The 18,157-nt window shown below is 46.2% G+C and carries 19 protein-coding genes; 8 read left to right on the top strand and 11 right to left on the bottom strand.

The genetic code is table 11. The features are described 5' to 3' along the window. Window positions 1-166: 166 nt before the first annotated feature. The 9 genes from MO387_RS13960 to MO387_RS13920 form a co-directional block, all read right to left on the bottom strand. The gene (locus tag MO387_RS13960) at window positions 167-937 is read right to left on the bottom strand and encodes an ABC transporter permease (protein WP_107949059.1); all 771 of its coding nucleotides are present in this window, start codon (window positions 935-937) and stop codon (window positions 167-169) included. Then, a complete protein-coding gene (locus MO387_RS13955) occupies window positions 934-1,872 on the bottom strand; it encodes an ABC transporter ATP-binding protein (protein WP_012588504.1) in 939 nt (312 codons plus the stop codon). The genes MO387_RS13960 and MO387_RS13955 overlap by 4 nt, the downstream gene beginning before the upstream one ends. A gap of 206 nt (window positions 1,873-2,078) precedes the next feature. Continuing rightward, window positions 2,079-2,609, bottom strand: coding sequence for a hypoxanthine phosphoribosyltransferase (gene hpt, locus MO387_RS13950; protein ID WP_011845844.1), 531 nt, complete (start codon window positions 2,607-2,609; stop codon window positions 2,079-2,081). Between the two features lie 7 nt (window positions 2,610-2,616). After that, complete coding sequence (locus tag MO387_RS13945; protein ID WP_107949061.1) at window positions 2,617-3,276, bottom strand: flavin prenyltransferase UbiX; 660 nt, start codon at window positions 3,274-3,276, stop codon at window positions 2,617-2,619. 1 nt (window position 3,277) lies between these two features. Further along, entirely contained in the window at window positions 3,278-4,669 is a 1,392-nt protein-coding gene (gene mpl, locus MO387_RS13940; RefSeq protein WP_107949063.1) for a UDP-N-acetylmuramate:L-alanyl-gamma-D-glutamyl-meso-diaminopimelate ligase, read from the bottom strand. Window positions 4,670-5,116: 447 nt separating this feature from the next. Further along, entirely contained in the window at window positions 5,117-5,755 is a 639-nt protein-coding gene (locus MO387_RS13935) for a hypothetical protein (RefSeq protein ID WP_107949065.1), read from the bottom strand. Between the two features lie 169 nt (window positions 5,756-5,924). Next, window positions 5,925-6,791: a sterol desaturase family protein gene (locus MO387_RS13930; RefSeq protein ID WP_107949067.1), complete on the bottom strand. Its 867-nt coding sequence runs from the start codon at window positions 6,789-6,791 to the stop codon at window positions 5,925-5,927. 142 nt (window positions 6,792-6,933) lie between these two features. Continuing rightward, entirely contained in the window at window positions 6,934-7,965 is a 1,032-nt protein-coding gene (locus MO387_RS13925) for a DUF2804 domain-containing protein (protein ID WP_107949069.1), read from the bottom strand. A 222-nt stretch (window positions 7,966-8,187) separates the two neighbouring features. Continuing rightward, entirely contained in the window at window positions 8,188-8,751 is a 564-nt protein-coding gene (locus tag MO387_RS13920) for a porin family protein (RefSeq protein ID WP_107949071.1), read from the bottom strand. A gap of 146 nt (window positions 8,752-8,897) precedes the next feature. Between MO387_RS13920 and MO387_RS13915 the strand changes: the two genes are divergently transcribed. From MO387_RS13915 to MO387_RS13900, 4 genes are all read left to right on the top strand, one after another. Then, window positions 8,898-9,464, top strand: coding sequence for a YajG family lipoprotein (locus MO387_RS13915; RefSeq protein ID WP_107949073.1), 567 nt, complete (start codon window positions 8,898-8,900; stop codon window positions 9,462-9,464). Window positions 9,465-9,493: 29 nt separating this feature from the next. Then, the gene (locus MO387_RS13910; protein WP_107949076.1) at window positions 9,494-10,078 is read left to right on the top strand and encodes a peptidylprolyl isomerase; all 585 of its coding nucleotides are present in this window, start codon (window positions 9,494-9,496) and stop codon (window positions 10,076-10,078) included. A 73-nt stretch (window positions 10,079-10,151) separates the two neighbouring features. Continuing rightward, on the top strand, window positions 10,152-10,472 hold the full coding sequence (locus MO387_RS13905; RefSeq protein ID WP_107949078.1) for a hypothetical protein: 321 nt from the start codon (window positions 10,152-10,154) through the stop codon (window positions 10,470-10,472). 316 nt (window positions 10,473-10,788) lie between these two features. Continuing rightward, window positions 10,789-12,204: an MFS transporter gene (locus MO387_RS13900; protein WP_107949080.1), complete on the top strand. Its 1,416-nt coding sequence runs from the start codon at window positions 10,789-10,791 to the stop codon at window positions 12,202-12,204. 121 nt (window positions 12,205-12,325) lie between these two features. On the opposite strand, the gene MO387_RS13895 is transcribed toward MO387_RS13900, so the two are convergent. After that, window positions 12,326-12,811: a YajQ family cyclic di-GMP-binding protein gene (locus MO387_RS13895; protein WP_006080274.1), complete on the bottom strand. Its 486-nt coding sequence runs from the start codon at window positions 12,809-12,811 to the stop codon at window positions 12,326-12,328. Between the two features lie 155 nt (window positions 12,812-12,966). Here MO387_RS13895 and MO387_RS13890 point away from each other — a divergent pair, with 155 nt between their 5' ends. From MO387_RS13890 to MO387_RS13875, 4 genes are all read left to right on the top strand, one after another. Beyond that, complete coding sequence (locus MO387_RS13890; protein ID WP_107949082.1) at window positions 12,967-13,329, top strand: VanZ family protein; 363 nt, start codon at window positions 12,967-12,969, stop codon at window positions 13,327-13,329. Between the two features lie 49 nt (window positions 13,330-13,378). Next, window positions 13,379-14,314 carry a 2-dehydropantoate 2-reductase gene (locus MO387_RS13885; protein ID WP_107949084.1) on the top strand — a complete coding sequence of 312 codons (936 nt, stop codon included), beginning with the start codon at window positions 13,379-13,381 and terminating at the stop codon, window positions 14,312-14,314. A gap of 351 nt (window positions 14,315-14,665) precedes the next feature. Then, complete coding sequence (locus MO387_RS13880; protein WP_006080270.1) at window positions 14,666-15,004, top strand: P-II family nitrogen regulator; 339 nt, start codon at window positions 14,666-14,668, stop codon at window positions 15,002-15,004. Then, on the top strand, window positions 15,001-16,314 hold the full coding sequence (locus MO387_RS13875) for an ammonium transporter (RefSeq protein ID WP_107949086.1): 1,314 nt from the start codon (window positions 15,001-15,003) through the stop codon (window positions 16,312-16,314). Before MO387_RS13880 ends, MO387_RS13875 begins: the two co-directional genes overlap by 4 nt. A gap of 180 nt (window positions 16,315-16,494) precedes the next feature. On the opposite strand, the gene MO387_RS13870 is transcribed toward MO387_RS13875, so the two are convergent. Continuing rightward, the gene (locus tag MO387_RS13870; RefSeq protein ID WP_107949089.1) at window positions 16,495-18,015 is read right to left on the bottom strand and encodes an EAL domain-containing protein; all 1,521 of its coding nucleotides are present in this window, start codon (window positions 18,013-18,015) and stop codon (window positions 16,495-16,497) included. Between the last annotated feature and the right edge of the window lie 142 nt (window positions 18,016-18,157).

Here is an 18,157-nt window from a genome sequence, read left to right as displayed (position 1 = left end):
GGGTAATATGAGTGCGAGCGAGTGCTTCTGAGAGTTGCATAAAAAAATCCGATGACATGAGGTCATCGGATTTTGATCTTTTCAGCGAGATCGTCAAGCGATCTGTCTTAACTGATCGGCATTAGCCTTAATGGCTCCCTTTTTATACTGCTCTCAATAAATATGTTTACGAACGTAACCCTATTCCGCGCGAGACTAAGTAATACGCTAGGGTCCACAGGGCGACACAGAAACCGATCATTATGGCGATGGACAATGGCACACTGATGTCGGCGAAGCCTAAAAAGCCATAGCGGAACACGTTGATCATATAGACCACAGGGTTGAGTGCCGACACGCCTTGCCAGAAAGGGGGCAAGAGTGACAGGGAATAAAATACCCCGCCAAGGTAAGTTAATGGGGTAAGTACAAAAGTGGGGATGATACTGATATCGTCGAAACTTTTTGCAAAAACAGCGTTAATCAAGCCACCTAAGGAGAATAGCACTGAGGTTAAAAACACTGTCATTACCACTAAACCGGCATGATGCAAGCTAATGTCGACGAAGAACATGGCCACAAGCGTCACTATTAGGCCGACACATAAACCGCGCGCCACACCGCCACCAACATAGCCAGCAATCAACACATAATGGGGCACAGGAGCCACCATCAGCTCTTCTAAATTGCGTTGAAACTTGGCACTGTAGAATGAGCTAGCAACATTCGAGTAAGAGTTAGTGATCACCGACATCATGATCAAACCTGGGGCGATAAACTCCATATAAGATACGCCGCCCATCTCTCCAATTCGGCTGCCGACTAAGTTACCAAAAATCAAAAAATACAAGGTCATGGTAATCGCTGGCGGGACTAAGGTCTGGACCCAAATTCGCGTAAAACGATTGATTTCTTTGCTTAAGATGCTTTTAAAGGCAATAAAGTAGAGCTGGTTCATGCAGAGACTCCCTGAGTTTTCTTCACGAGTTCGACGAAGAGTTCTTCTAAGCGATTAGACTTGTTGCGCATAGATAGCACTTCTATATTGGCCGCACTTAATTGGCTAAAGACATCGTTGAGATTTTGCTCTTTAACCACATCCACCTCTAAGGTATGAGAGTCAGTTAAGCGACAAGCCATGCCATCGAGTACTGGTGCCGTTGCTGTATCGCGACGCAGATCGAGAATAAACGTCTCCATATTCAGCTTACTGAGCAGCGCCTTCATGCTAGTGCATTCCACTAAAATGCCTTTATCAATAATGCCGATATTACGGCAAAGCATTTCAGCCTCTTCAAGGTAATGGGTGGTCAGGATGATCGTCACACCCTGCTGATTAATTTGTTTGAGGAACTCCCACATAGAGCGACGCAGTTCAATATCCACGCCTGCGGTAGGTTCATCTAAAATCAACAACTTAGGTTCGTGCATCAGGGCGCGGGCGATCATCAACCGTCGCTTCATGCCGCCGGATAATTCCCGCGATTGGCTATTACGTTTTTCCCACAAATCCAGTTGGCTTAAGTATTTTTTGGCACGCTCAAGGGCGACAGGTTTAGGCACGCCATAGTAACCCGCTTGATTCACCACGATTTGCAGTACGGTTTCAAACTGGTTGAAGTTAAACTCTTGCGGCACTAGACCAATACAAAGCTTGGCGTGTTCTAGCTGCTTATCGATATCATAATCAAAGACTTTGACCGAACCTGAACTCTTCTGCACTAAGGAGCTAATAATACCAATCGTGGTGGATTTACCCGCACCATTGGGGCCGAGCAAGGCAAAGAAATCCCCTTGATTGACGGTGAGGCTGATGCCTTTGACCGCTTCGACACCGCCTTTATAGGTTTTTTTAAGCCCTTCGAGTACCAGAGCATGGGTAATATTCGCCATATTTGTACCGATCCTTACACATTAGAAAGTAATAAGATGGTGCTAAAAAACACAATTACAATGATGGGTTGCAGAACTAAAGCAAAAAATTAGCTAATCGATTGAAAAACCAATCTTTAATGGTTCAATTATTTATACTATTTTTTATATAACCGTAAAAAGCAAAACTCCCGCCTGTTGCGGGAGTTTTAAACGGTATCGGACACTTAATCGAGTGGCACGACTTTCGCGATGTAAGGTAGATTGCGATATTGCTCTGCATAATCAATACCATAACCCACGATAAACTCATCAGGGATAGTGAAACCGATAAAATCGACCTTCACATCCACTTCACGACGTTCTGGTTTATCCAGCAGGGTGCACAGTGCAAGGCTCTTAGGCTCGCGCAGTAACAACATCTCGCGCACTTTGCTTAAAGTGTTACCTGAGTCAATCAAGTCTTCCACAATCAATACATCGCGACCGGCGATATCTGATTGCACATCTTTCAGCACTTTCACATCCCGTGAGCTGGTCATAGCATTGCCATAACTGGAAACCGACATAAAATCGATTTCAACATGGCCTTTAATTCGGCGACACAGGTCAGCCATAAAGACCACTGAGCCTTTTAACAAGCCTACCATCAGCAGACGTTCGCTGTGGGCATAATGGGCATTGATTAGCTCGGCCATTTGATCCAATTTCTGGCTTATCTCTTCTGCAGAGATCATCACTTCGGTGGTGTGTTTCATATAAGTCTCAATTGTCGAGGTCGCGGTTAGACTGTTTGTCATAACCCCAGCGACTCGTTAATGCATGGTCAACGCCCAAATGATCGAGAATTCGAGCGACCATGAAGTCTACCAGATCTTCAACCGATTTGGGATTGTGATAAAAACCGGGGGCGGCGGGCATAATGGTCGCGCCGAGGCGAGAAAGGCTCAACATATGCTCTAAGTGTATGGCACTAAAAGGAGTTTCCCTCGGCACTAAGATAAGTTGGCCGCGCTCTTTAATCACCACATCGGCGGCGCGTTCGAGTAAATTATTACTCATTCCGGTAGCCACAGCCGCTAACGTCCCCGTCGAGCAAGGGCAAATCACCATTTGTTTAGGTGCGGCGCTGCCCGATGCGGGCGGTGAAAACCACTCATCTTTGCCTAACACCACTAACTCGCCAGTGATAATCACGCCTTTTTCGTGCAGTAAAGCCAACAGCTGGGCATGGGCTTTGTCGCTGTTGGCGCTTAACTGCAGACCGTGTTCAGTCGCTAATACTACCCGAGCAGCACTAGAGATCATCAAAAACACTTGATAACCCGATACCAACAGACACTCGAGCAACTTAAGGCCATAGGGGGCGCCCGAGGCGCCCGTCCAAGCTAAGCTAATTGTCTTTGTCGACTTTGTGTAGCTCATCTTAAACCTGCTCTACAGTTGAACGCAGCTCTAATGCGGCCAGCAGCTTCTTATGTAAACCGCCAAAACCGCCGTTACTCATCACCACTATGGTGTCGCCCGCTTTGGCCGTTGCCGTTACTTTGGCGACCACATCATCAATTTGGTGTAACACAGTCACAGGGATCACCGCCGCTTCCATGGCTTCTTTCATATTCCAGTCAATGGTATCGGCTTGATATAAAAAGGCTTCGTCGGCTTGCATCATAGAAAAAGCTAAAGTGTCTTTATGGACACCGCTTTTCATGGTGTTTGAGCGCGGCTCGAGTACCACAGTAATCTTGCTCTGACCGACCTTAGCCCGCATGCCTTTTAACGTGGTCGCAATCGCCGTTGGATGGTGGGCAAAGTCGTCGTATACGCTCACGCCGTTAACGGTTCCGAGTAATTCGAGTCGACGTTTAGGTGGCATAAACTTAGCTAAGGCTTCAATTGCAGCGCTCGGCTTAACGCCTACATGACGCGCGGCAGCAATGGCCATCATGGCATTTTCAATATTGTGCTGACCAATCAAATCCCATTCGAGAATACCTTGGGACTCGCCATCAAAAAACACTTCAAAGCGATGGCAATCATCACTTAAGGCTTTGCCATACCAACCGCTGGTCGATTCGGCTAAATGATAGGTTTCTTGCTCGCTCCAGCAACCCATATCAATCGTCTGCTTAACAGCATGGGAATCGGCAGGCCAAACGATCTTTCCTTCGCCAGGTACAGTGCGAACTAAATGATTAAACTGTTTTTGAATCGCAGCCAGATCGGCAAAAATATCGGCATGATCGAACTCAAGATTGTTGATCACTAAGGTACGCGGATGGTAGTGCACAAATTTTGAGCGCTTATCGAAGAAGGCACTGTCGTATTCGTCGGCCTCAACGACAAAGAAAGCCGTATTGCCTAAACGCGCCGACACACCAAAGTTTTGCGGTACGCCACCGATTAAAAATCCAGGCTCATAACCGCAATCATCTAAAATCCAGGCTAACATGCTAGATGTCGAGGTTTTACCGTGAGTGCCAGACACAGCCAGCACCCAACGGTCAGGCAAAATATGATCGGCTAAAAACTGCGGGCCAGAGGTATAAGGGATGCCAATGTTTAACACGGCTTCCACGCAAGGATTACCCCGACTCATGGCATTACCAATCACAACTAAGTCAGGATAATGCCCCGCTTCACCCAGCTGGCTAGGATCAAAACCTTGAATAAGCTCAATGCCTTGGTCCTCTAATTGCGTGCTCATTGGAGGATAGACATTGGCATCCGAGCCCGTCACTCTGTGCCCTTTTGCCCTAGCTAATAACGCTAGACCACCCATGAAGGTTCCACAAATTCCTAAAATATGTACGTGCATACCGCTCGCTCTGATGTGTTGAATTCAACGTCATTCTAATGCATCGAGCGACAGATTGGCAGGTAACAATCGGCGAAAAGCCCTGCAATCATCAATGACAGTTTTTTAATCCATGGATTTCACATTCGAGTTGCAGAACTGAGATTTTTAGATAACAGGTCAACTAACACAAGGCCGAAAACTGTCGCAATGCAGGGTACTATACCCAAACAACCTGAAGATGCAGGATTCAGCGGGAGTTTAACGCACTTTAGGCAAGGCGGTTATTTGCAGACCTAGCGGGCTAAGTTAAAAATAACCAACGCAGCATAAAGTGCGTTAAAACCCGCCGGGACGGAGCGCCTAGGGTGCTTCACTTCCGTGTTGCATCAATTCAAAAGGTGGCCGACATTCTGTCATTGATGCGCCTTGAATTGAAGCAGCCTAGGCGCTCTGAAACTCGTATCTTCAGGTTGCTTGGGTATAGCGTAAGTCTCGATAGAGTTGAGCATGCTGAGAGCGGTGACGACTAAATAAGAATTGACGTAACGCTTCACGTTCTTCGGTTTCGGCCTGAAACTTAACAAAGGCCAAACCTTTCTCACTACGGATAGGCTCAATATCGATACGTAAAGTCTCGCCATTAGGCAATTGTAATTGCAGCTCTTTACTGCCTAGCAATTGCTTAAATTGCTGCTGTGATTTAGCGCGAATAGCCATACCAGAACTGGATAACGAGACAACAGACCATTGCTCACCTTGGTCGTGGTCGAATATCCACACGTCATCGGCTTGGGTTAACCGCCAACTGCGTTCCACTCCCGAGGCATCGAGCACTTCAGGCACGCCTAAAGTGGGTTGAAACTGTCCAAAGTCATCCACTTTCATCAGTAGCGGAAACCAGAGTTTATAGGGCCCGACTTCGGCCAATAACGTGAGTTTTGCCTTACCCAAAATCGAAGCGATAACTTGCGGCACTTCAGTTGTGACTGTGAGTACATGATTGACTAGGGGATCGTTGGTCAAGGCAGTGCCCACACGAGTCGGCGAAAAAAGTTCACTAAAACAAGCAAGCTCCTCCGCGGATAATCGAGGTTCATCCATCATGATAAGTCCTCCCAAGTTAAATGCCTTCCCCCAAAAAGTACCACCAAAGTATGATGTTGTACATTTTTACACCAAAATACTGGCAAAAAAGGGAATATAGGCTAGCAAGGCTAAATTCAAGACTCTATTAGCCATTTGCGCTATTTAACTTGGAAAATACAGTGGATTGTTATTCCTCACTTTTTAAACTGCTGTTAGGCGGAGCAAACAAGATACGTAAGCGTTGTTTAACACTCAAGCCTGCCGCGGTAACCTCAGCAAACATGTCTCGCCATTCGCTAAACGTCACTTTAAGGGGATTAAAACTATTCACAGGCTTAGTGATACCGTAGATCACTGTCTCCACTTCGGGCTCAAAAGTACCAAACAGCTTGTCCCAAATAATCAACACACCCGCATAGTTTTTATCGATATATTGGGGATTGCGACCGTGGTGCACCCTGTGATGCGATGGAGTATTAAAGACCCATTCCAGCGGTCCGAGTGATTTAACCGCTTGGGTATGCACAAAAAATTGTAATCCCAGATTGAGTAATACCACAAACACCACCCAGTTTGGATCGAAACCTATGACCACCAGCGGTAACCAAAATACCCACATTCCCGCCAATGGATACATTAAACTCTGACGAAAAGCCGTACTAAAATTCATATTCTCAGAGCTATGGTGCACCACGTGAGCCGCCCACATCCAGCGCACTCTGTGGCTCGCCCTGTGGAACCAGTAATAACAAAAGTCCTGCGCAACCATCAAGGCAATAAAGCTTAATGGGCCCATTTCAATATCGAATAACTTCCAACCAAACACCGCTAGATACAGCTTAGCGATCAACAAGCCAGTGAGCAGATCAGCGCCCTGATGCATGGCCGCGAGGCTGAAATTACACAGCACTTCTTGGCCGCGATAACGTGCACTCAAAGGTAGTTTTTGTCTTTTATCGCCAAAATACCATTCCAGTAAAATACACACGAAAAACAACGGCGCGAGTACGAGCAGTAACACTTCGGGGTGCTGGATCAGCGAGGCGATATCCATATAAGGTCGTCCTGTTTTCTTGTTGTTTTATGATTATTTTTAGTGTTTTTATATCAATTCTGAGCGAGTGTTATAAACCGCATTAAACGCCACAACACAGGCAACAGTGGTCGGTTAGTCGCGTTTGACAACCCGCATTTGGTTACCAGCGGGCATAATGATCTTCGGCGAGTCCCAGCACATTATTCAATTGGTAACTGCGCCCTTGATTATCGGTAATCGTGCCGCTGAAATGACCGATGAATTGGCGGAAATTACTCTTAAGCAAGAGCAAGTTACGCTTTTCACTGCGACAATTGCGCGCCGAAAACTGTAAATCCACTTGGCCATTTTGACTGTAGACTCGCCAAACCTCGGCGCCGAGCGTGGCATGTCGATCAAACTCAAATTGCACTGGTCCGAGTAAATGACGCTCGCCATTAATCCAGAAGACATTTTCAGTAGCGCCGGTTTCATTGACGCCCGCGGCTAAATTAAGCCCCATAATGCCCTCATGGATCCGCGCGTTGATCGACGCCCAGCGCCAACTCGTATCGCGGCGCATGTAACCCGCCGAAAAATCATAACCAGCTAAAGCGTGATTCAGCGGCTGCGGCTCATGGGCTACAGTCAAACTACCTTTAACCGTCAAACCATTATGTTTCTGTGTGTAAGTCCAGCCGTTATATCCAGTAGGACTACACATGGCCATAGGCAAACTTAAGGGTGCTGAGTGCAAAGTCACATCGGCTTGAATATTTTTAGTATCAATCATTAACCGCCAACCGCCCTCTACAATCTCAAAGCTTAACTGCGCCCCTTTACGGCCAATACGACTTTTACCCTCAGCGGGTGATGGCGTCATCTGATAGCCAAACCTCAAAGGTTTTAGCCAATCAAGCTGGGTGAGAGTATTAGTTTTTATGTCGTATAAATAACAAAACGCACTGCCGACGTAAGCAATATCGGCAAGTGCGATACCAAGGACATAACGCGGCGTGACCAAAGAGACAAACTGAAATTGTTTATAATCGAAATGCTTGGCCCACGCTGAAGCGGGTTTATCCATAGTATCGAAATAAGCAAAGTCCGCTAAACCTAAGGTTTTGACTATGCCATCGAAATGGCCGAAATGGGGTAACCCCTTCGGATTGATCAGGCTATCTGGGGCGATTTGCGTTGCTATCGTTAACATGACTAAGCCTTACAGAAAGGACGCGGGAGCATTTGTGCTCTCTCATTCTAAACATCGAATTTTTACTCTAACCTGTCCCCCTTTGCATTAAAAGAGTGCAAGGCTAAAATGTTGTCACTTTGTTGCGGGCGAGTATTCTGTTTACAGCTTTAATATCCAAGGTTCTAAAACGAAAAAAGCGCCAAGGGCGCTTAATTGAGGCTAATTGATAATATTTGCGAGTTAGAATCGATAACTCACGCCAAAGTTGACCCCTTGCAGCTCTAACTCTTTCATTGGCACATATTGGTACTCAAGATTGAGTCCAAAGCCAGAGCGAAAACGATATTGCCAACCCACGGCGCCGTAAAATCCTACATCATCCGAATCCATCTCTTGCTTATCCATCTCATAACTCACTTTGGTATAAGCGGCGCCGAGCTTGGCGTACAGACTATTACCACGAGACAACGCATATTCGCCATAAGCAGTGGTTCTGATACCTTGGTAATGTAAATCTTTGATTTCACTGATACCACTAATAAGTGCACTCGCCACTCCACCCGTCCCCGTTAAATACCCCGCTTCAAAACCAAAATGCTCATTAAGCATAAAGCGATAATACAAGTCACTGGTGAAGGTATCACCTGCATCATATTTACCGCTGTTGGTTTCAAATTCTTGAGTACCGTAGCCTAAACTGCCGCCGAGTATATGGGCGGAATCCCCCGCGAATGCATTGGTGCTAATGATGCTTGACGCCATTGTCAGACCCACAACAATCGAAATTAACGACAGTTTTGACATGTTTTGCTCCAGATGAAATGAACTAACCCATAGTGAACACTGGATGTTATCACTGTAAGCTGTACTCCAACTGAATCGAGGTGTTCTGTGGCATCAAAAGTGATTTCTGGTATGCTGTAGCCACTTTTACTTGTACGAGAGATCCCATGAAACGGCTATTACTGACTTTGACTTTTCCCCTGCTGTTTGCGGGCTGTGCCAGCCAAAACCCGACTCATATGGCTTTCAGTCCCCAAGTGCCCAATATCAGTCAACAAACGGCGCAATCTGTACCTATCTCTCTTGAAACCGTCGATACACGCACCGTCGATTACGTGGCGCGTTTTATTGAAGAAGGGACAAAAACACGTTTGGTCGGCCCGAGTGAACCGCCTAAGTTGCTGCTCGATGAAGTGTTCCGCGCAGGCTTTAACCAAGCCGGTTATCAAATCGATCCTAGTGCAACCAATTCAGTGCAAATTCAATTAGAAGAATTGCAAATGGATGTCACTAAAAAGACTTTTGGCTATGAGGCAAAACACAGTGTATTAATCGCAGTGCAAGCCAAAAACTCAACCCAAGAACTGGTTAAACGTTATAAGGCAAAAGGCACCCTGAAAGGCCCTTTAACACCCGATTTTGCGACCTTGGAGTTGGATATGAATAAATTACTCGGCCAACTCACAGGCGAAATTCTCAATGATCCTGAGCTGAATCAGTTTCTACAACAATAACAGCGTCAGTTTATTATAAGGAAATCAATATGCTCCGTTGGATATCAGCCCTCTTATTTCTCTTTATGAGTCACAATAGCCTCGCACTCGACATTCAAGCCGATACCTTGTATCCCAGAGTCGAGTTTGACACTAGCTTAGGCAAAATAGTGATCGAACTAGATAGAACACGCGCACCTATCACTGTCGATAACTTTTTAACTTATGTCGTCAAAGGCGAATACGACAACACCATATTTCACCGTGTGATCAGTGATTTTGTGGTGCAAGGCGGTGGACTCACCCCTAAGTATGAAGAGTTGCCAGACGGCAAACCGATAGTAAACGAATCGGGGAATGGGCTCACCAACAGCATAGGCACTATCGCCATGGCGCGGGAAAATGAACCGCACTCAGCCACACGCCAGTTCTACTTCAACGTGGCCGACAATACTAAACTCGACCCATCCAAACGCCGTTGGGGTTATGCCGTATTTGGTGAAGTGATTGAAGGGAAAACTGTCCTCGAAGCTATGGCTGTCGTTGAGACAGGGACGAACGCTAAGCTCAATTGGCCCGATGTCCCTGTGACACCTATCATATTGAAAACCGCTAAGTTATTACCTAAACAGTAATCCAAAAATAATTTCGAGCAAAAGCGCTAATTTTGCATCTATACTGTTATAGCAAACAGAAAGGAGGCAAACGATGACGGCAACTGAGTTCATCGATAATAAAGCGCCCCAACTCGCCTTTTATGGAAAAGCGTTTTTGAGTGAAGAACTCGACTTCCATGAAGTGCAACTTTACTTATGGGACACGTTAGAAGAATGGCAGCAATTGAATTCGACTGGCGAAGCGCAAACGGAAACTGAAAAAGTGTTTTGGCACTTGCTTCACAGCTTTAACAGGTGGCCTGACTGTGTGATCCGCGGTAATCAATATCTGCGTAAGCAAGTAAATGATTGCTGTGACTTTCTGAGTTTAGGCGGCCGAGTGCCACAGGGATGCGTTGGGATAAGACCTTAAGTTCTGCATGCCTATCAATAGAAAATGGCCCTGTTATCAGGGCCTTTTTATATCGCGTAATTGATTCCTCCCCCTTCATTTTTGTCATCTTTTCTATTCATACAGGCAATCAATCCCGATGATTAATCCTGACGCTTAACGCTGACGATATAAACCCGCGGCTCACGCTTAGCAACAGAAGATTAACGCTTAAGCCATATTCAATCACCAAAATGCGCCAAAACGAGAGCTCAATATAAAAGGAATGCCATTAGCCCTTGAACCCTATGGCACCTTACCCGTAAGCTAGGCGGATTAAATACCTAGACTCATACCTATGTCCGCAACAGGTTTTATTCAACGTACACTCGATGCACTCAGTGTCTATTATCATAAGCGGGTTTTGATCCTGTTATTACTGGGTTTTTCCGCCGGCCTACCATTAATGTTGGTATTTTCAACGCTATCCTTTTGGTTGCGTGAAGCCGGTGTTGATCGCACTTCAATCGGTTATTTCAGCTGGATAGCCTTGGCCTATGCGTTTAAATGGGCTTGGTCGCCCTTAGTCGATCGACTCTCGCTACCACTGCTAACTCGCTTTCTTGGCCGCCGCCGTAGCTGGATGCTGTTCGCTCAGTTGTTATTGGTCGGCGCTATCTTAGGTATGTCATTCAGCGATCCGCTCAAGGATCTCGAACGCTTAGCGCTATTCGCATTAATGGTCGCCTTTGCTTCCGCCACCCAAGATATTGTGATTGATGCCTTTCGAATTGAATCCGCCCCAGAAAAGATGCAAGCCGCATTAGCCGCCGCCTATCAAGTGGGTTACCGCAGCGCCATGATAGTCGCCACCGCAGGTGCGCTCACGATAGCGGCTTGGGTCGAACCCGGTAACACAGCATACAACTTAGTGGCCTGGCAAACCTCTTACCTGATTATGGCGGGCTTGATGTCGGTGGGGATTTTGACCACGCTTTTTAGCCGAGAGCCCAAAGTCGATACCCGCGCCGCCGATGCCACCGAATTAGTGCTAAAACAACGTTTAAGCGCCACTTATCCAAGCGTTATCGCCGCTGGCATGTCTTGGGTTTACACGGCCAGTATTTTGCCTTTTATTGATTTTTTCAAACGCTATGGCCGCAGCGCTATCCTCATCCTATTGCTGATTTCTTGCTACCGGATCTCGGATATTGTGATGGGCATTATGGCGAACGTCTTTTATGTGGATATGGGCTTCACTAAAGAAGAAATTGCCTATTTGAGTAAGATCTATGGCCTGATCATGACCTTAGTCGGCGCAGCATTCGGCGGTGTTTTGTTAGCGCGTTATGGCACGATGAAGATCCTTTTCCTTGGCGCTTTGTTGGTTGCCGTAACCAATCTTTTATTCGCGTGGCAGGCGGTGATTGGCTACAACGTGCCCTTTTTAACCTTTGCCATTTCCGTAGACAACTTTAGCGCAGGAATCGCCACGGCGGCTTTTATCGCCTATCTATCGAGTCTCACCAGCAGCGGCTACAGTGCAACGCAATATGCCTTACTGTCTTCGATTATGTTGCTGTTCCCTAAGTTTATCGCGGGCTTCTCGGGGGCTTATGTCGACGCATTTGGCTATGTGAACTTCTTTGTCGCCGCCAGTGTTATTGGTTTTCCTGTGTTGTTTTTGGTTATCTTAGTCAACAAATATGCGCCGCACCCAAGCACATCATTAATGGATGATTCGTCAAAACGTGCACCAGCAAAATCGGATTAAGGTCTCATAGCACTTATGTCATCAATATAAAAAAGCCCTCACACCTTAGTGTGAGGGCTTTTACATTTAAAGACGAAATGGCTAACGCGATACTGCATCACGTTAAACCAATTCTGCTCGATTAATCTTTAAAGTTATCAAATTGGAAAGGCTGGCCTAACTCAGATTCACGTGCCAACGCCATGACAGCTTGTAAATCGTCACGTTTTTTACCTGTAACTCGTACTTTCTCGCCTTGAATAGACGCTTGCACTTTAAGTTTGCTGTCTTTAATTAGCTTGACCAGTTTTTTAGCAATTAAGGTTTCTATACCTTCTTTAAACTTCACTTTTAGGGAGAAGGTTTTACCGCTGTGGATGGCTTTCTCATCGACTTCCATCGAAGACGGATCCACATTACGTTTGCTCAGTTGCATACGTAAAATGTCCACTAATTGTTGGCATTGGAAGTCATCTTCAGCGGTTAACGTGACCACATGGTCCTTATATTCCACGTCAGCCGTTTTACCGCGAAAATCGAAACGTGTGGCCAGCTCACGCTTGGTATTATCAACCGCATTACGCAGTTCAACTTCATTCACTTCTGACACAATATCCATTGAAGGCATAGTTTTTATGTCCCATATCAAATTAATATGTAGCTAGTTTACCCACACACAGGCCTAAGTTGAAGGTAAAGCCTAGAATAAAAGCGTAATCATGGATGACTTTAGTGGTGGATTTTCCTATCATTGCCCCACTCTAAGCTAATGCAAACATATTTGTGATAACTAAAAATACCCTATTTAAGCTGGCTTTAGCCGTAGCCTTTGTCGTGATCAGTTATCTGGTATTTTCCAGACCAACCTATTCGCAAAGTATTCCGAATATCGACAAGGTAGGCCATCTTGGGAGCTTTTTTTGCCTCTCCTATCTCTCCTACCTCGCTTTCAGACCTAAGTGGTATTGGCTATCGCTCACATTGGCAAGCTATGCCATTTTAATTGAGCTAGTGCAATCGCGTTTACCTTATCGAAGCGCCTCTGTGGCGGATGTCATTGCCGACTTTGCGGGCATAGCGCTGTTCTACTTTTGTAATTGGGCCTATGGCAAATACTTCCGTGCGGCGCAGTTGCGGGAAGATTAATCCGAACGCTATAAATGGGCACTGATACAAAAACCTTAAGGCTGCGAATATGACTCATGCTGTGGATATTGCCATTTTAGGTGCAGGTGCCGTTGGGCAACTGATCTGTCGCCAATTGACAGTTGCGGGCATGAATGTCGGTTTTATCGGCCGTAATGCCCTCGAATCTAGCCAGCAAGTACTGAGTTTCACCCCATTAGCGTCTGCAGATGACCATCAACAGATACAAGCTATCCCGTATTCGGTGCCTATCATAACTGCCGATTCGCTCGACAATATCCGTCTGGTGATTGTCTGCGTTAAAGCCTATCAAGTGCTCGATGCGCTCTCCCCCTTACTCAAGCAACTGCCTAATCAATGTCATATTTTGTTATTACACAATGGTATGGGGCCTCATTTAGCCCTGGCACCGCTGATTAATCCGCAAGCCAATGGCAGAGGGCTAAGCCTAGGGACAACGTCCCAAGGGGTGTTACGCCAAGCCCCTTGGCAGATTAAGCAAACCGGACAAGGGCTGACCCAGCTGGGGCATTTCACAGGCGCAGAGCTGACAGAGCATTATCGCAACGCTTTGCTGACGGCCATTCCGAACAGTGAATGGGTCGATGCGATTGTGCCTTGTCTATGGCAAAAACTTGCGGTCAATGCCGCCATCAATCCGCTCACGGCGCTATATCAATGCCCCAATGGCAAACTAGCTGATCCAGATTTCAGTGAAATGATTAAGGGTATTCTCGATGAGTTGGTCATGGTTGCCGCACATGATGGCGTGTCGCTTGATAAATCATTTTTGCACGACAGGGTCTACCAAGTGATCCGCCTCACTGCGGGGAACTTCTCGTCGATGCACCAAGATATTGCACATCAAAGGCGAACCGAGATAGACCAAATTAACGGCTATATCTGTGAGCGTGCACAAGCGCACGGTTTAAGTGCGCCAGTCAATGCCGAGCTTTGGGCGCGAGTCAAACAGTTAGCAGTTTAAGCGAGCACAACTAGCCTAGCACAACCAAAGTTAATTCACTGTTTAATAAAGATAACCTGTAAATAACGATTTAATTCTCCGCATTCATGCAGCGCATTAAAACGCTGACTCCCCTCGCTTTATATTCACTCGCCACTATCTGCACAGATACTTGCCAGCAGAACTTATCTTGCACCAATAAAACGCACCAAATCAGGGCGATTTGATTCTGTTTTGCACCGTTTTGCATCAATTCTTGATGCTATTTCGGTGCGACTGAATGTTAACGCAATGATAATAAATGCTTTGTTTATATGGCCTGATTCCTGCTTTATTCCAATAAATTGAGTCTGAAGTTTGTTGGAGAGAAAATTGAAACTGGTCACTGCAATCATTAAACCGTTCAAATTAGACGATGTACGTGAAGCCTTAACTCAGCTCAACGTCCATGGCATGACAGTCACTGAAGTGCGCGGCTTTGGCCGCCAAAAGGGCCATACAGAATTGTATCGTGGCGCCGAATACGCAGTGGACTTTTTGCCTAAGATGAAGCTCGAAGTCGCCATTCACTCCGATCAAGAAGAAGCCGTTATCGAAGCCATTATTGCCGCTGCCCATACGGGCAAAGTCGGCGATGGCAAAATTTTTGTGACCGAACTCCAACAAGTCGTGCGCATTCGCACTTCGGAAGAAGGAGTGGACGCCCTATGATGCAAGCGAACTTCAGACTCAGTTTTAAATATCTATTGATATTATTCAGTATGTTGGCGACCAATGCTGTCGCCGATGAGGGTCAGTTCAGCGCCGCGAATACTGCGTGGATCTTAAGCTCATCCGCGCTGGTGTTGTTGATGACCTTACCCGGATTAGCCTTATTTTACGGCGGTTTAGTACGCAGTAAAAACGTACTCTCGATATTGATGCAATGCTTCTCGATCGCCGCCCTTGCCTCAGTTTTATGGTTTTCTATAGGTTATTCACTCGCCTTCGATACAGGTAATGGATTTATCGGTGGCTTAGGTAAAGCATTACTGTCGGGCATTGGCCGAGATAGTCTCAGCGGGGATATTCCTGAGCCCCTGTTTATGCTATTTCAAATGACCTTTGCCATTATAACGCCAGCATTGATCATCGGTGGCTTTGCCGAGCGAATGAAATTTTCGGCCGTGCTCATCTTTTCTGGAGCTTGGTTATTATTAGTTTATGCGCCGATCACCCACTGGGTGTGGGGCGGTGGCTGGTTAGCCCAGCTAGGACTGTATGATTTCGCGGGCGGAACCGTAGTACATATTACCGCCGGGGTTGCAGCACTCGTGGCCGCTAAAGTACTAGGTCCGCGCAAGGGATTTTTAAACTCAGCGATTATGCCACACAACCTCACAATGACAGTCACAGGTGCGGGCATGCTGTGGGTCGGTTGGTTCGGTTTTAATGGTGGTAGCGCGCTTGGCGCCAATGGCACTGCAGCCATGGCGATTCTAGCAACTCATCTCGCCGCTTCTATGGGCGCGATGACTTGGGCAGCAATCGAGTGGATTAAGTTTGGCAAACCCAGCGCCCTTGGCATAGTCACAGGCATGGTAGCAGGCTTAGGCACTATCACGCCGGCGTCTGGTTATGTTGGCCCAGCGGGTGCCTTAGTAATTGGTTTACTCGGCGGGATAGTGTGTTTTTACTCAACGGTCTATATCAAACAGAAACTAAAGATCGATGACTCCTTAGACGTTTTCCCCGTGCACGGGGTCGGCGGCATTCTCGGAACCCTTTTAGCCGGCGTGTTTAGCTCGACCCAATTAGGCGTCTTCAGCGGCTACGGTTTTGCGGCCGTGAACGAAACCATGATAGACCAACTTGGGGTACAGATTATCGGGGTCGCGGCAACATTCACTTATACAGCTGTGGTCACTTGGTTACTGTTCGTGATCATCCGTAAACTACTTGGCGGCCTTCGTGTCAGCACAGAACAAGAAGTTAACGGCTTGGATTTATCGGAACACGAAGAAACTGGCTACAGCCTTTGAATGGGCCTCTAGCCAGAGCAGTTAACCAGAAACTTTAAAAAGAGGCTTTAAAAAGAGGCTTTAACGATAAGCTTTCAACCAGAGGCTTAAACCAAAGCCTTTAACACGCACTTTTAGCTATAACGCTTGAACAGCAATAAGGGCACCTAGGTGCCCTTATTGCTGACTGATTTTATGATGCTAACGCTTAAAATGCTCGACTAACCATAGCTTTAAATCGGCGAGTTTCATCGGCTTAGCAAAGAGATACCCTTGGAGAAAATGCACTTGGCGACTGGTTAAATAATCCGCCTGCTCCTGCGTCTCAACCCCCTCTGCCACCACGACATAATTCATCTTGTGGGAAAGCTCGATAATAGTATCGAGCACATGGGAAGTGACAGAATCTTGCCCTATGGTATCGATAAAGCATTTATCAATTTTCAGATAGTCTAACGGCATCGTTTGCAGCAGGGATAAAGTGGTTTGCCCAGTACCAAAGTCATCGATTGCCACAAGAATTCCTAACTGTCGCAAGCTTTCAATACACTGGCAAATATCCGGCGTTAACAATTGCCGTTCGGTGATTTCAATCAAGGGCTTAACGCCAATACGCTCCAGGGAATCCCGCAGATGAATAAATTTCGACTCGATATCATCCTGCGTAAAGTGTTCTGGCGCCACGTTAAACGCAACTCTAAAGCCCGGTTCGACCTTCATATCGGCAAAATCTTTTAATGCCCGCTCAAAAATATAGTTGGTCAATGGGACAATTAACTTGCCCTCTTCGGCAATGGGAATAAATAAGTCAGGCCGCACTAAGCCCATTTGTGGGTGCTGCCAACGTACTAAAGCCTCAACGCCTTTAGCCTTACCGTCCTCGGCACAAATCACTGGCTGATAAACTAAGAAAAACTCTTCGTTCTCTATCCCACTGCGAATGTCATCGGCGAGAGAATGGCGGGTGACCCTTGAATAGAGCGCAAATAGGATAGTCCCCGTAATCAAGACTATGCTAACGGGCAAAGATATTGCTAAAAATATCCAAAAGAAATGCCAGAAAAAAGCAGGTGACATTTCTAGTAACACTGAAAAATTGTGCTTATCAGAATCGAGCGTCATCACCTCATTTTTCATGAATCCGAGTGACTCTGGAATCGTTTTACCATTTATAGATAAAGCGACATTAATCACTGCGCTAGGGAACACATCGGGCTGTACAAAGGAATCTACTAAATATTTCCCTTCAATAATCACAGCGGCGCCGTGCTGAGATATCGGTTCCCAGTTTGATGCCACTATCGCTGGCACCTCAGGCATAAAAGGCGTGCCGCCAATAATAAACTGGTTAGGTATTTCAAGATTTTCAGTGGCACTGACTATGCCTAAAGGTACGTCGATATCACCTGTTTTAGATGAGCAATAAATACGTTGTGAATCAAATATTAAAGCAGAGCGGAAGTAAGGTTGGAACAACATATAGTTGTATAACTCTTGGCACTCAGAATCCTTCAATGCCAATGCATAATGGCTGATTTCATCGGCATGAGAGATTAACGTATCTATGTGGCCTACATAAATCGCCCCCACACCTTTGACTTTATCTTCCACATAATACTGTGCAGAGAGATAACTTGCGACAACAGCAATCCCAATGGGAAACAATATCACTGCCAGCCATTGCCACATTGGCAAATTTAATTTTGCTATTTTTCTTCGCATAGTTCTCTGTTTAGTTCCTTAACTCGCACAGCACTCGGTTTAAAAGGGTATCAAAATCTAAGCCGCAAGACGTGTATAAGTTTGTATCTCAGTTCATGTCAGCTTGATATAAACAGGCTAAATCGCATTTTATTCTAGTATA

The sequence above is a fragment of the Shewanella sp. N2AIL genome, assembly GCF_022690845.1.
Lineage (GTDB): Bacteria > Pseudomonadota > Gammaproteobacteria > Enterobacterales > Shewanellaceae > Shewanella > Shewanella baltica.
Note: the sequence above shows the minus strand (reverse complement) of the source record. Positions and strands in the feature narration are given on the sequence as shown.